Source organism: Pseudomonadota bacterium, from assembly GCA_039818985.1.
Taxonomy (GTDB): Bacteria; Pseudomonadota; Alphaproteobacteria; order Sphingomonadales; family Sphingomonadaceae; genus Alterisphingorhabdus.
Map to the genome: position 1 here is coordinate 473,605 of JBCBSU010000002.1, position 13,904 is coordinate 487,508.

A 13,904-nucleotide genomic window follows, 5' to 3' on the forward strand; every position below is an offset into this window, starting at 1 on the left:
AGAAAGCCGGGATAAATGTTCCTTGCAACATTTGCGCACAGATTGACAGACCGGATTCACCCGGTGGCAAATGAGTCGTTATGGTTGTCCGCATTTTACACAGGCTGTGGATTGACCGATCGTGATGTGGACAAGTGCAGGGAGAAATTTCCTGTTAGCGGGGAGCAAAAGGGTGTTGCGATTTGTCCGCTGATTTGTGCACAGGCTTTCCCGAGAGCCATGCCGTGATTGGGCATGACGCGATCATGCCGCTATGCGATGGCAATAAGCCGAATATATGGGCGCGATAGCCGAAAGGAACAGCCGTGGCTGAACAGCCAATATCCAGACCGGTGACCAAGCAGTTGCACCTGCATCTGCTGTCCGATTCCACCGGCGAGACATTGGAGAATATCGCCAAGGCATCACTGGCGCAGTTTGATGGCGTCGAGATCATCAAGCATTTCTGGCCAATGGTGCGTTCGGAAAGCCATTTGGAGCGCATATTGACCGAAGTAGCGGCCAATCCGGGTCTGGTGCTGTTCACACTGGTCAACCCGTCGATCCGGCGCAAGCTGGAGCGCGAATGCCGTCGGCTCGGTCTGCCCTTTGTCCCGGCGCTCGACGCGGTAACCGATGCTCTGTCCAATCTGCTTGGCCAGCAAGCCCAGGCACGGCCCGGTCGCCAGCATATTCTCGATGCCGCCTATTTTGCCCGGGTCGAGGCGATCCAGTTCACCATTGCGCATGATGACGGGGTCGCATGGGAAAATTGGGAGGAAGCCGATATTGTTCTCGCCGGCGTATCGCGATCGTCGAAAACCCCGACATCGATCTATCTTGCCAATCGTGGCTTCAAGGTGGCGAATATCCCGATTGTGCGCGAGTCGCCGCCGCCCGATGCACTGTTCCATCTGCACTATCCACTGGTGGTTGGTCTCACTACCCATGCCGACCGGCTGGTACAGGTGCGGCGTAACCGGTTGCTATCGCTCAACCAGGCGCCTGAGACAGCCTATGTCGACAGCGATGCGGTGCAGGAAGAGATTCGCTATGCCCGTCGTCTGTTTGCCGATCAGGGTTGGCCGGTGATCGATGTGACCCGGCGTTCGATTGAGGAGACCGCCGCGGCCATCATCAATCTGGTCAATGATCGTGCAATGGCGCGCAATGAGGATTCGTCATCGGCGCAAAAGGACAGCGCGTGACCCTGGTTCTCGCTTCGGGCAGTGCAACGCGCGCTGCGCTGCTATGCGCTGCGGGTGTCCCTTTTACCGCGCGACCGGCGCATATCGATGAGGACGCACTGAAACAGGGATTGCTCGACCAGAATATGAGTGCGCGCGACATTGCCGATGCGCTGGCCGAAGCCAAGGCGCGCAAACAGTCGCTGATACAACCGGGCGCGCTGGTCCTGGGAGCGGACCAGACGCTGGAACTTGCCGATGGCACGCTGTTGAGCAAGGCACAGTCGCCTGAAGAGGCCGTCACGTTCCTGCAACGCATGTCAGGCCAGCGGCATCGGCTGCACAGTGCTGCGGTAATCGCGGAAAATGGCGAGCCGATATGGCGCGCGCTGGAAAGCGTGAAGCTGACCATGCGCCCTCTCGGTAGGGATTATGTTGCGGATTATGTTGCCAGCCATTGGGATGATATTCGTCATTCGGTTGGCTGCTACCAGATCGAGGCTGTGGGAGCGCAGCTGATGGCACGAATTGATGGCAGCCATTTTGCTATACTCGGTTTGCCGTTATTGCCGCTGCTCGGATTTTTGCGCGACAGAGGAATCATGGCGTCATGACATTCGATATACAGTTTGACCGGCCAACTGCCGAAGTGATTGGCGATCCCGTCGGGCACAGCAAGTCACCGCTGATCCATCGCTTCTGGATTGAGGCATTAGGTCTCGATGCCAGCTATCAGGCCTGTCATGTCACCGCCGATGAGCTCGAGGCCTATATTGCCGCCCGGCGGAAGGATCCGCATTGGCGCGGCTGCAATGTCACCATTCCACACAAGCTTGCGATACTGGATCATGTCGAGGATCGTGGCGGGGTGAAATCGGGTATCGGCGCGGCGAACACTATCTTCCGGGCGGAAGAAGAGAGAACGTTTGTCGCGACCAATACTGATGCTGCAGGCTTTTATACCCCGCTGTCTCTTACCGACCTTAGCGGACGCCATGCCGTCATTATCGGCGCAGGCGGCGCGGCGCGGGCGGTGCTGTTCGCGCTCAAACAGGCGGGCATTGGTGCCGTCACGCTGATAGCCCGGACACCGCTCAAGGCGATGGCGATGCTGTCCGCCCTCGGGATAAAGGGCGAAGTGATGGATTTTGGTGCACCGCTGCCGGTCGTCGATCTGGTGATCAATGCCAGCCCACTCGGTATGACCGGTTTCGAAGCACTGCCCGAATGGGATCTTGACCGCCTGGCGGATGACGCCATCGTCTATGACCTGGTCTATGCACCGCTGGAAACACCCCTGCTGGCCTCAGCCCGGGCGCGCGGGCTGGAAACCATCGATGGCCTGTCGATGTTGATCGGGCAGGCAGCTTTGGCCTTTGAGTTGTTTTTCGGCGTACCGGTACCGGCTGACAGCGAAGCAGAATTGCGTCAAAGGCTGCTGGCATGAGCGATAATATGCCGAGCGCTGCGCCGAAACGGCCCCACATCATCGGCCTGACCGGCTCGATCGGCATGGGTAAATCGACGGTCGCGGCAATGTTTGCTGATGCCGGCGTGCCGGTATTTGATGCTGACGCTGCTGTACATGTCCTTCAGGCACCAGGTGGTGCGCTGGTCAGTGCCATAGAAGCAGCCTTTCCCGGCACCACCATTGGCCGTGGCGAGGAAGCCCATGTCGACCGGCAGAAGCTGGGTGCCGCGGTGTTTGGCGACAGCGAGAAATTGGCCAAGCTCGAAGCGATCATCCATCCGGCGGTGGCGGCAATGCGCGCGGGTTTCTTTGCTGACAATGGCGATGCGCCGCTGGTGTTGTTCGATATCCCGCTGCTGTTCGAAAAGGGTGGTGCCGACTCTGTCGATACCATCGTCACAGTATCCGCCCCCGGTGATGTCCAGCGCGCCCGGGTGCTGGCCCGGCCCGGCATGAGCGCGGAGAAATTTGAGCGGATTTTGGCGCTGCAGCTGCCCGATGCCGAGAAACGTGCGCGTTCGGACCATGTCATCGATACCGGTATGACACTGGAACAAACCGCCGCCGCGGTCGATCAGCTGGTGGAGGAACTGATGCAAATGCTTGCACAACGCGATGATCAGGCCGATATATAGGGAGCAGAAGGGATTTTATGCGCGAGATCGTTTTCGATACCGAAACGACAGGGTTCGAACCGGGACTCAATGGCGGCGACCGGATGGTCGAAATTGGCTGCATAGAAATGATCGACCGGATCGAGACCGGGCGAACTTTCCACTGTTATTTCAATCCCGAGCGACCCATGTCCGCCGCAGCGGAAGAGGTGCATGGTCTGGGCGATGCCTTTCTTGCCGACAAGCCGCTTTTTGCCGGCAAGGCCGAAGAGCTGCTGGCATTTATCGGTGATGCCGATCTGGTGGCGCATAATGCCGCTTTCGACTTCAAATTTCTCAATGCCGAGCTGGAATGGGCCGGTCATGATCCGGTATCCTATGACCGGATGGTCGACACCCTGGCCATAGCCCGGGCCAAACATAGCGGGGCCAAGCTTTCGCTTGATGCCTTATGCACCCGCTACGGCATTGATCGCAGTCAGCGGGTCAAGCATGGCGCGCTGCTCGATGCGGAACTGCTGACCCAGGTCTATATCGAGCTCACCGGCGGCCGTCAGATCGGCCTTGGCCTCGACAGTGCGGCAGAAGCACCCGTCGACACCGCCTTGACCGCAACATCTTGCCCGACAAAACCGGTGCGTCCGCCGCGTCCGCATCATGCCAGTGATGCCGAGCGCGAACGTCATCGCGCTTTTCTCGACAAAATCGACCAGCCGCTATGGGCGAAGCTCGAGGCCCATATCGTAATGCGCGCTGATGCACCGACCGCAGAATGAGACCAGAAGACAAAAGAAGTTAGGACAGGATTATGGATATTCGCGTTTCAGGCCATCAGGTGGACACCGGTTCAGCTTTGCAGACCCATGTCGAAGACCGGCTCGGCGCGATTGTCGACAAATATTTCGATAAGGCAATTTCGGCGCATGTGACGTTGAGCAAAGGGCCGCATGAAAGTTTTGTTGTCGATATCGTCATGCATGTGATGCAGGGCCTGATTCTCAAAGGATCGGCTCAGGACCAACAGGCGCATCCGGCCTTCGACCAGGCTGCCGACAAGATCGAGAAGCAGTTGCGACGCTATATGCGCCGGTTGAAAGATCGGCATGAAAAGATGCAGCACGCCGCGCGCATGGATGAAGCGGCCTACAGTGTCATCGAACCGCGTGACGGCGATGATGAAGAGGTGGTTGATGATAGCGCCGATGCGCCGCTGATCATTGCCGAAACCAAGGTGGACATACCTGAAGCCTCGGTATCCGACGCGGTGATGATGCTTGATTTGCGCAACACCTCGGCGCTGTTGTTCAAAAACACTGGCACTGGCGCGCATAATATGGTTTATCGCCGCGCCGACGGAACAATAGGCTGGGTCGAACCCCAGAATTAGCGCCGGAAACATAGCTTTTCGTCGCGGTTTTGATGCCGCAGGGCCGAATCCCTATGGATTGCCGATAGCGACAAATGCCAATGTGAGCGCAAACAGGGCAGGTAAGAGATAAGCACGCCGCCATATGGCTGGCCATGATGCGGGTCTTTGGACACAGAAATGCACCAGAATAATCATGCCATGAAGTTTGACAGCGAAGCGATCGTCAGCGGTCTGCGCGTTGCCGACAAAAAGCAGCTTTTTGAAATCATCAGCGAGCAGTTGGCGCATGTCTATGGCGTCGACAGCCAACTGTGCCATGCAGTGCTGATGGACCGCGAAGCGATAGGCAGCACCGGCTTTGGTCGTGGTATCGCCATCCCGCATGGTCGCATTGACGGTATATCGCGGCCCGTGGGGCTGTTCGTGCAGCTCGATCAGCCGCTTGATTATAGTGCGGTCGATGCTGAACCGGTAGATCTGGTCTGGGCCTTGCTGTCACCGCAGCAAGGCGGCGCCGATCATCTGCGCGCGCTGGCACATATTTCACGTCTGATGCGTGACGATGCTCTGGTGAGCCGTGTGCGCGGCGCGCGCGAGCTGGATGCCATCCATGCCTTGCTGGGTGAACAACTCCGGCGCGACGCTGCCTGACTGGCTGTTCGACATGGCGCAATCCGATGATAATCAGCGAGGTGCAGCCGAACAGGGAGCCGCTGCGCATTTCCGTTCACTTGAATCGCTTTACGCCAGCGCTCCGGTCAACGACCTTTTCGACTCGCGGCTGACAATCATTGAAACCGGCCGGTCAGTTATCGATTTCGCGGTCACCCCTGGGCTCTATCACGCCGCTGGCGCTGCACATGGCACCGTCTATTTCAAGATGCTCGACGATGCTGCCTTTTATGCCGCCAACTCGCTTGTCAGTGACCGGTTTCTGCTGACCACCGCTTTCAACCTGCATTTTACCCGGCCGGTGCGCGAAGGCCGGGTGCGCGCCGAGGGCCATTGGGTATCGGGGAAGCGTCGGGTGCTGGTGGCGGAATCACGCCTGGTTGATGAAGAGGGCGAGGAAATTGCCCGCGGCACCGGCACTTTCATGCGCTCGCATATCGAGCTGAGCAGCCTTGATGGCTATCATCAGTAAATCGGAGAACAGTAGGATCACCATCCAAGGGCCGAATCATGCTTGAACCGCGACTCGCGACTCATGTCCGGGTGCGCGCATTGCGCCAGTCGGTCGAGGCCGAAGGTGGTTTTGCCATGGTTCTGAAAAAAGGCGACCCGGTCTCCGGCACGCTTTTGGTGCAACAGTTGAAAAATGGCAGAAATCCTGCCCTATTTGAACAAATGCCGGGATTTGACGGACCGGGAGAATGGCTGGAAATCCGCCAGGAAAATCCGGATAACATTCAGGAATATAAGGATTATCTTGCTCGCCGCATGGACCGGGACCGCGATTTGTGGCTGGTCGAGCTGGATATCGCGGATGCGGAACGTTTGGTCGTCCTGCTGCAATCTATTGGTTGACACTTGTCACATCAGCGCTATGTGGCCCCGCACGTGAAAAGCGTAGGCAGCTGTGCACAGAGGCACAGGCAAGCGCGCAGACGGGGGACCGTCGAAGTTATACGAATGGTTAATTGAGAATATTAACCACGGCATGATAGCTTCACAGGACGCGTCAACCGCACAGACATTTGAGATATGAGTAGAATATTGAAATTCGCGAGCGCGGTGGCGATCACCGCGTCGACCATTTCTGTCCTCATGACAGAAGATGTCGGTCTGGCCTATGACCAGATCGTTGACTCGGTTCAGGAGCAGCAGGCTCCCGAAACCGAAGCGACCGTAGACGATAATGCCGATATCATGGCGCAACAGTCCCGGACTGAAGACAACGAAGCCGATCCGGCATCGACAGAGATCGTGCAGCCATTGCCCGAGGACTATGTCCCGGCCGATCAGATAACCGAGGCTGTGCTTACCGACGCAGCCAGCCTGGGTGAGCTGGTCGCGATGCAGGATCTGAATGCCCCGCTGAACGAGCAGATGCGCTGCCTTGCCGGTGCAGTCTATTTCGAATCAAAGGGTGAGTCGCTTGAAGGCCAGCTCGCGGTTGCCCGTGTTGTCATGGCGCGAGCCGCATCATCGCGTTTCCCGAACAGCTATTGCGGCGTAGTCTATCAGCGCAAGCAATTCTCTTTCGTGCGCGGTGGCAGCATGCCACGCATCCGCACCGGCAGCGATGCCTGGGCCAATGCCCGCGCCATTGCGATGATTGCCGACAGCAATGCCTGGGAAAGCGGCGCCGAAGGCGCGCTGTTCTTCCATGCCCGCTATGTCAATCCGCGCTGGCGGCTGAGGCGGGTTGCCCAGATCGACAACCATATTTTCTATCGCTGAGCGAGCGATAGGCCCACAGATTACCAAAAGGGCGGCGACGGGAAACCGGCGCCGCTCTTTTGTCCTCCCGGGACGGGGACGTGGCAGCGCGTAGCGCTGACGGAGGGGTGTCTCCGCTTGGTGGGGCTGTGCTAAATGGATAGGCCCCTCCACCGTCTTCGACGGTCCCCCTCCCCGCAAGCGGGGAGGATATTCAGTCGCGCAACAATTCGTTTATCCCGGTCTTGGACCGGGTCTGGGCATCAACGGTCTTGACGATCACCGCGCAATAGAGCGACGGGCCGGGTGCGCCGTCGGGCAGTGGCTTGCCGGGCAGCGACCCCGGCACAACCACGGCATAGGGCGGGACCTTGCCGATATGGATCTCGCCGGTGGCACGGTCGACAATCTTGGTCGATGCGCCGAGATAGACGCCCATGGAAAGCACGGCCCCCTCGCCGACCTGTACCCCTTCGGCCACTTCGGCCCGGGCGCCGATAAACGCGCCGTCCCCTATCACCACCGGTCCGGCCTGAAGCGGCTCGAGCACACCGCCAATACCGGCACCGCCGGAAATATGGACATTCTTTCCGATTTGGGCGCAGCTTCCGACAGTGGCCCAGGTATCAACCATGGTGCCTTCATCGACATAGGCGCCGATATTGACGAAGCTCGGCATCAGCACAGCATTTTTACCGATATAGGAACCGGCGCGGACGATCGCGCCCGGCACCGCGCGGAATCCGGCCTCGCGAAAGCGGTTCTGGCCCCATCCGGCAAATTTCGACGGGACCTTGTCAAACCAGGTCGCGTGACCCGGCCCGCCTTCGATCAGCGTATTGTCGTTGAGCCGGAAGGACAGCAATACCGCCTTTTTCAACCATTGGTTGACGGTCCAGCCTGCCGCGCCATCGGGTTCGGCAACGCGTGCGCTACCATTGTCGAGCAGGTCGAGCGCGCCGTTTACGGCATCACGCTCTTCGCCGCGGCTGGCAGGATTCAGCGTGTCGCGCACCTCCCATGCCTTGTCGATGGCCTCGGCCAGATGTGCGTGTTGCTCGGTCATATGCTGGGTTTCCTCTTGCTTCCGCCTTGGTGGCGGTAGGTCGCGGGCGGGTTATTCATGCGTTACCGCGGGCGCGGGTTGCTTGCGGTCCTGATTAATCGCTGTGTGAATCGATGCAAGCGCCTCGGTCAGATCACCGACATGCAGGTCGACATGTTCGGGATCATGGTCGTGATTTCCGAGCTCGGAGCCATTGTCGATCCATACGGTGGTCATCCCCATTTTCTTCGCCGGCAGCAGGTTGCGGGCCATATCCTCGAAGAACAGCGACTGGTCCGGATCGATTGCCAGCCGATCGACCAGACTGGCATAGGCATGCGGTTGCGGCTTGGGCTGATAGGTGGTGGCGTGGATATCGTGAATATCGCTGAACAGCGCGGCCAGCCCGAGCCGGTCGAGCACGCGCGCGGCATAGCTCGCATCGGCATTGGTGAAGATATATTTCTCTCCCGGCAGCGCTGCGATCTGTTCGGCAAGGTCGGGACGCGGGTCGAGCGCCGACATGTCGATATCATGAACATATTCGAGGAAATGGTGTGGATCGGTGCCGTGAAAGTGCATCAGCCCGGCCAACGTCGTGCCATGGTCACGAAAATAGCGCTTCTGGATGGTTCGCGCATCGACATTATCGACGCCGAGCAGCTCAGAGATATAGCGGCCCATCTTGACGTCGATCAGATCGAACAGTCCGAGGTCTGCCGAATAGAGCGTGTTATCGAGATCGAAGATCCAGTGGCGGATATGGGAGAGCGGCGCGGCCATGGCCCCGCCTTATTGCGCACATGCAGCGGGTGCAAGGGCGGTGCGATGATTCAGGCGCGATCAGCCGGAAGCGCTTCCAGTGCTGGCTGTTCGGGGCATTGGCCATACCATTCGCGCCGGATCGCCGGATCGCTCTCTTCCGGTTCCTGTTGGCGACGCAGATGCTCGGCCTGATCCGGATCAAGCTGCCGCAACGCCCAGATTGCCGCGCCACGAACAATCGACGCAGGGTCCCGGGTCAGCACCGCCAGCTGCACCGCATAACGCGGATTTTCACTGTTTCCCGCAGCAATACAGGCGTTGCGCACGATGCGATCGCGGCCCGAGCGCTTGATTGCCGATCCGGCAAAGATCATGGCAAAGCTCTCCTTGTCGAGGGCCAGCAATGCGTCGAGATCGGGGCTGACAAATTCAGCGCGCGGCAGAAAGGTGCGGCTGCGCTGGGCGCTGCCGGCAAATTTGTTCCACGGGCATATGGCGAGGCAGTCGTCACAGCCATAGACGCGATTCCCCATGGCATGGCGATATTCATGCGCAATATGGCCAGCATGCTCAATGGTCAGATAGGAGATGCAGCGCCGCGCATCGAGCTGATAGGGCGCCGGAAAGGCATTGGTGGGGCAGATATCCAGACAGGCACGGCACGAGCCGCAACTGTCGCGCCCGGCCGTATCAACCGGCAGCTCAAGGCTGGTATAGATAGCACCGAGGAAAAGCCAGCTACCATAGCCATGGCTAACCATATTGGTGTGTTTCCCTTGCCACCCTAACCCCGAAAGTTGAGCCAGTGGTTTCTCCATCACCGGCGCTGTGTCGACAAATACCTTGATCCCGACATCATTGGCATCACCGTTGTCCGGTGCGGCAGCGGGTGCGTTCTGCACCATCCAGCGGGCCAATGCCTTGAGTGCCTTTTTGACATGTTTGTGATAGTCGCCGCCCTGCGCATAAACTGACAGCAGGCCATTATCCTTATGTGCCAAATGGTCGAGCGGGTCATGACCAGGTGCATAGCTCATCCCCAGCATGATTATCGAGCGGACGTCGGGCCATAATGTCCCCGGTTGGGCGCGCTGGTCCTTGCGGTTTTCCATCCACAGCATGTCGCCATGGCGGCCATGATTGAGCCAGTCGTGCAACCGCTTCCCGGTTTCTGGTTCCAGTTCCGGAGGCGCGATGCCGATATCGGCAAATCCAAGGCGTCTCGCCTCATCCGCCATTCGGGTGACAAAATCATCTGACAAAGCGGGTGCCTTTGCCGGTTCCGCCGCCTGCTCCTGGCCGCTTAACTTTTCCTTGCCGCCTGCCATGCTACCTCGCTATCCCGACCATAGTTTTGGCCCGATCACCTGGCCCGGAAACGATTAGGCCCGCAGGACGGGTTGGCCCGATGCGATTTGAAAGGGATATTTCAGTGCCGGATTATGCCATTGAGGCGCACGGGCTTGTCAAGAATTTTGACGGTTTCCGCGCTGTCGACGGAATCGATCTGCATGTGCCCCGGGGCAGCATATTGGGGATTTTGGGCCCCAATGGCGCGGGCAAGACCACGACCTTGCGGATGCTCTTGGGCATTATCGATCCGGATGCGGGTGCATGTCGCCTGCTCGGCAAGGCGCGGCCACTCGATGCGGCGCATGATGTCGGCTATCTGCCCGAGGAGCGTGGTCTCTATCCGGCGATGAAGGCCTATGATGCGATTGCCTTTATGGGCGCGCTGCGCAGCCTGCCGCTGGCCGAGGGCCGCGAGCGAGCACGCTATCTGCTGGAACAGGCGGGTCTAGGCCATGCTGCTGACAAGGAAGTGCGGATGCTGTCCAAGGGCATGGCACAGACGGTGCAGCTGCTTGGCACCATTGTTCATCGTCCCAAGCTGATCGTGCTCGATGAGCCATTTTCCGGACTCGATGCGTTGAACCAGGCCAAGCTCGAGCGGCTGATCCGCGATCAGGCCGAAGCCGGAGTGACGGTGATTTTCTCGACCCATGTCATCGCTCATGCCGAGCGGTTGTGCGAGGATGTGGCGATTATCGCCGGCGGCCGGATACCATTTTCCGGCAAGGTCAGCGCTGCGCGTGACCGGCTGCGGCCCCAGGTCCGGCTGGAGACGCGCAGCCTTGATGGACCGTGGCGCGCTGCGCTGCCCCCCGATTGCCGACCCGAGGGCCATTTCTGGCATTTTACCCTGCCTGAAACCGGGGTGGAGCCGTTGCTGAAAGCGCTGGTCGAGGGTGATGCCGGGGTTGAATCGCTGGCGATTGAACGACCCGGCCTGCATGACGCCTTTGTTGCCATTGCCGGTGAGGCCGCTGCTGCCGAAATGGATATAGAACAGGAGGAAGAGGCATGAACGAGACCATCCGTGCCGCCTGGGTCATCGCCCGACGCGATTTTGCCGCGATCATCTTCTCCAAGGCGTTTTTCTTCTTCCTGCTCGGCCCGCTTTTTCCGGTCGGGCTTGGACTGGCGGCAGGCGGCCTGACCCAGCAGGTCACCCGCGAGATCGACCAACCGGTGGCAGCGATTGTCATGTCGGGCGATGATGCCGCCGCGATCGAAATGGCGCACGCGGCGCTGACCCGGCAGATCGGCCCGCGCGGGTTGCCGGGAGTTCGCACTATCCTTCCCGATGGCAGTGGCCAAGAGCAGATTAATGCCCTGCTTGACCATAGCCGCAGCGGTGCCGATCGGCTCGATGCGGTGTTGTCGGGCAGGCTGGACGCGCCGATACTGACCGCAACCGAGAGCTTTGCGGGCAAATGGCAGGGTCAGCTCAACCTGATGCTCGACCATGCGCGGTCGGGCGACATTGCCGGCGGCCCGTCGCTGACAGTAGAAACAGTGATGGCCTCGAGTGGCCAGTTGCAGCAGCAGCAGCGCTTTACTGCACAACTGGCCCAGGGGTTGCTGTTCCTGCTGACCATGCTGCTTGCCGGGATGGTGCTGTCCAATCTGGTTGAGGAAAAAACCAACAAGATCATCGAGATCCTTGCCGCCGCCATTCCCATTGATTCGATTTTCCTTGGCAAGCTGTTCGCGATGCTGGCCATGGCGCTGATAGGCATATCGGTTTGGTTGGGATTTATTGGTGGCGGTCTGCTGCTGTTCTCGGACAGCGTACCGCAACTGCCGACACCGGCGGTTGGATGGCCGCTGTTCCTGCTGCTCGGCTTTGTCTATTTCTCCATGGCGTATCTACTGCTTGGCTCGCTTTTCCTGGGCATCGGCGCGCTGGCCACCACGGTGCGCGAGGTGCAGACGCTGTCAATGCCGGTGACCATGACCCAGGTATTGGTGTTCTTCCTTGCCGCCTATTCGGTGACCAAGACCGGTGAGCTGATCGAATGGGTGGCGGTGCTTTTTCCGCTGAGCTCGCCCTTTGCCATGCTGGCACGAGCGGCGCAGCAGGGCGACGTGCTGCAGCATGTTCTGGCGCTGGGCTGGCAGATCGGCTGGGCCTGGCTGATCATCCGCTTCGGTGCCGGGATCTTCCGCCGCAATGTCATGAAGTCCGGCCCGCGCAACAAGAACCGCGGGAGTCTTTTTGCCAGTCTCGGCTTTGGGAAAGCGGCGGCGACGGTAAAAGACTAGCAAAAACAGGAATATGAGCAGGCACTATTGACAATGTTGTCAATACAGACAGACTGGTCTCGAAAAGCAACTGATGATCGCTGGGAAACAGCGGCGCATTTAGGTTTTAGCCCATTGCTTTTGCAGGAGAGAATGACCCATGGCCACCCAAGCAGCGATAGATACGTCAGGACTTACGAAATCCCCAACCGCGGTTGAGGCACTGAAAAGCTGGTATAAGGACAATCCCCAGTCCTTTGATGAAAACGCCAATCCACGAGATGTCAGTCGCGCCGAACTCTATTCCAAAGATTTATGGCGTGCGCCCTTTGCCGAAATGCGCGTCAATGCACCCATCAACAAGGTCGAAGACTCCTTTTACGGCCCTTATTGGAACATCACCTCGCATAAGGTGATCCAGCATGTCGAGGCACTGCCAGAGCTGTTCTCCTCCGATGTCAGCAATGGCGGCATTACCATCGCCGAACCACCCGAAGATTCGGATTTTGAAATGCCGATGTTTATTGCCATGGACCGGCCCAAGCATACTGGCCAGCGTCGCACTGTGGCGCCCGCATTTACCCCGGCCAAGATGAAAGAGATGGAGGCCGAGATTCGCCAGCGTACCGGCGAAGTGCTCGACAGCCTGCCCTGGGATGAGGAATTTGACTGGGTCGATAAGGTTTCGATCGAGCTGACCACCGGCATGCTGGCGATATTGTTCGACTTCCCCTGGGATGACCGGCGCCTGCTGACCTTCTGGTCCGACTGGGCCGGCGATGTTGAACTGACCCGTGCAAGAGAGCTGGAGGATAAGCGGCGCGATATTCTCTATGAAATGGGTGGTTATTTCATGCAGCTGTGGAATCAGCGGGTCAACGCCGAGCCGACACCCGATCTGATTTCCATGATGATCCATAGCGAAGCCATGAATGACATGGATTTTCAGGAGTTTATGGGCAATCTGGTGCTGCTGATCGTGGGTGGCAATGATACCACGCGCAACTCCATGTCGGCGGTAGCCTATGGCTTGAATCAATTCCCCGAACAGCGCGCCAGGCTGCAGCAGAACCCGGACCTTATTCCTAATGCTGTGCAGGAGATTATCCGCTGGCAAACGCCGCTGGCGCATATGCGTCGTACCGCGACGGAAGATACCGACCTGTTCGGCCATGAGATCAAAAAGGGAGATAAGCTGATCCTCTGGTACATCTCGGCCAATCGCGATGAAGATGTGTTCGAAGATGCCGACCAGATCATTGTCGATCGCGAAAATGCCCGGCGCAATCTCTCCTTTGGTTATGGCATTCACCGCTGCGTCGGTGCGCGTCTGGCAGAATTGCAGTTGCGGGTATTGCTGGAAGAAATGGCGGCACGGCGGATGCAGGTCGATGTCACCGGTCCGATTGAACGGGTTCATGCCTGTTTCGTTCATGGCTATCGCAGCATTCCGGTCAAGCTCAGCAAATATTGAGGCGCCGATATTGAACGCGTGGCCGGTTTG

The 13,904-nt window shown here is 58.8% G+C and carries 16 protein-coding genes; 13 read left to right on the forward strand and 3 right to left on the reverse strand.

Annotated elements, in window-relative coordinates; genetic code table 11:
• Positions 1-305 precede the first annotated feature (305 nt).
• The 10 genes from AAFX04_14005 to AAFX04_14050 all read left to right on the forward strand — a co-directional run bounded on the left by AAFX04_14005 (position 306) and on the right by AAFX04_14050 (position 7,023).
• Positions 306-1,187, forward strand: coding sequence for a pyruvate, water dikinase regulatory protein (locus AAFX04_14005; protein ID MEO1046549.1), 882 nt, complete (start codon positions 306-308; stop codon positions 1,185-1,187).
• Positions 1,184-1,780 (forward strand): nucleoside triphosphate pyrophosphatase, encoded by a 597-nt coding sequence (locus AAFX04_14010; protein ID MEO1046550.1) that lies wholly within the window; start codon positions 1,184-1,186, stop codon positions 1,778-1,780. Before AAFX04_14005 ends, AAFX04_14010 begins: the two co-directional genes overlap by 4 nt.
• On the forward strand, positions 1,777-2,613 hold the full coding sequence (aroE, locus tag AAFX04_14015) for a shikimate dehydrogenase (protein ID MEO1046551.1): 837 nt from the start codon (positions 1,777-1,779) through the stop codon (positions 2,611-2,613). The genes AAFX04_14010 and aroE overlap by 4 nt, the downstream gene beginning before the upstream one ends.
• Complete coding sequence (gene coaE / locus AAFX04_14020) at positions 2,610-3,272, forward strand: dephospho-CoA kinase (protein ID MEO1046552.1); 663 nt, start codon at positions 2,610-2,612, stop codon at positions 3,270-3,272. The genes aroE and coaE overlap by 4 nt, the downstream gene beginning before the upstream one ends.
• Before the next feature lie 17 nt (positions 3,273-3,289).
• Positions 3,290-4,027, forward strand: a complete 738-nt coding sequence (gene dnaQ / locus AAFX04_14025) for a DNA polymerase III subunit epsilon (GenBank protein MEO1046553.1) — start codon at positions 3,290-3,292, stop codon at positions 4,025-4,027.
• 32 nt (positions 4,028-4,059) lie between these two features.
• Positions 4,060-4,638 carry a ribosome-associated translation inhibitor RaiA gene (gene raiA / locus AAFX04_14030; protein ID MEO1046554.1) on the forward strand — a complete coding sequence of 193 codons (579 nt, stop codon included), beginning with the start codon at positions 4,060-4,062 and terminating at the stop codon, positions 4,636-4,638.
• A gap of 180 nt (positions 4,639-4,818) precedes the next feature.
• Entirely contained in the window at positions 4,819-5,271 is a 453-nt protein-coding gene (locus tag AAFX04_14035; GenBank protein MEO1046555.1) for a PTS sugar transporter subunit IIA, read from the forward strand.
• A 13-nt stretch (positions 5,272-5,284) separates the two neighbouring features.
• Positions 5,285-5,764, forward strand: a complete 480-nt coding sequence (locus AAFX04_14040) for a PaaI family thioesterase (GenBank protein ID MEO1046556.1) — start codon at positions 5,285-5,287, stop codon at positions 5,762-5,764.
• 38 nt (positions 5,765-5,802) lie between these two features.
• Positions 5,803-6,147 (forward strand): DUF1491 family protein, encoded by a 345-nt coding sequence (locus AAFX04_14045; protein ID MEO1046557.1) that lies wholly within the window; start codon positions 5,803-5,805, stop codon positions 6,145-6,147.
• Positions 6,148-6,324: 177 nt separating this feature from the next.
• Positions 6,325-7,023, forward strand: a complete 699-nt coding sequence (locus AAFX04_14050) for a cell wall hydrolase (protein MEO1046558.1) — start codon at positions 6,325-6,327, stop codon at positions 7,021-7,023.
• Between the two features lie 193 nt (positions 7,024-7,216).
• Here AAFX04_14050 and dapD read toward each other — a convergent pair whose 3' ends face one another.
• From dapD to queG, 3 genes are read right to left on the reverse strand one after another with little or no spacing between them, the layout of a single operon-like run.
• Positions 7,217-8,068 (reverse strand): 2,3,4,5-tetrahydropyridine-2,6-dicarboxylate N-succinyltransferase, encoded by an 852-nt coding sequence (dapD, locus tag AAFX04_14055; protein ID MEO1046559.1) that lies wholly within the window; start codon positions 8,066-8,068, stop codon positions 7,217-7,219.
• Between the two features lie 51 nt (positions 8,069-8,119).
• The gene (locus AAFX04_14060; GenBank protein ID MEO1046560.1) at positions 8,120-8,830 is read right to left on the reverse strand and encodes a pyrimidine 5'-nucleotidase; all 711 of its coding nucleotides are present in this window, start codon (positions 8,828-8,830) and stop codon (positions 8,120-8,122) included.
• A 50-nt stretch (positions 8,831-8,880) separates the two neighbouring features.
• Positions 8,881-10,050 (reverse strand): tRNA epoxyqueuosine(34) reductase QueG, encoded by a 1,170-nt coding sequence (gene queG, locus AAFX04_14065; protein MEO1046561.1) that lies wholly within the window; start codon positions 10,048-10,050, stop codon positions 8,881-8,883.
• A 170-nt stretch (positions 10,051-10,220) separates the two neighbouring features.
• Between queG and AAFX04_14070 the strand changes: the two genes are divergently transcribed.
• The 3 genes from AAFX04_14070 (at position 10,221) to AAFX04_14080 (ending at position 13,874) form a co-directional block, all read left to right on the forward strand.
• Complete coding sequence (locus AAFX04_14070) at positions 10,221-11,180, forward strand: ATP-binding cassette domain-containing protein (protein MEO1046562.1); 960 nt, start codon at positions 10,221-10,223, stop codon at positions 11,178-11,180.
• Entirely contained in the window at positions 11,177-12,421 is a 1,245-nt protein-coding gene (locus AAFX04_14075; GenBank protein MEO1046563.1) for an ABC transporter permease, read from the forward strand. Before AAFX04_14070 ends, AAFX04_14075 begins: the two co-directional genes overlap by 4 nt.
• Before the next feature lie 139 nt (positions 12,422-12,560).
• Positions 12,561-13,874, forward strand: a complete 1,314-nt coding sequence (locus tag AAFX04_14080) for a cytochrome P450 (GenBank protein ID MEO1046564.1) — start codon at positions 12,561-12,563, stop codon at positions 13,872-13,874.
• Positions 13,875-13,904: the final 30 nt, after the last annotated feature.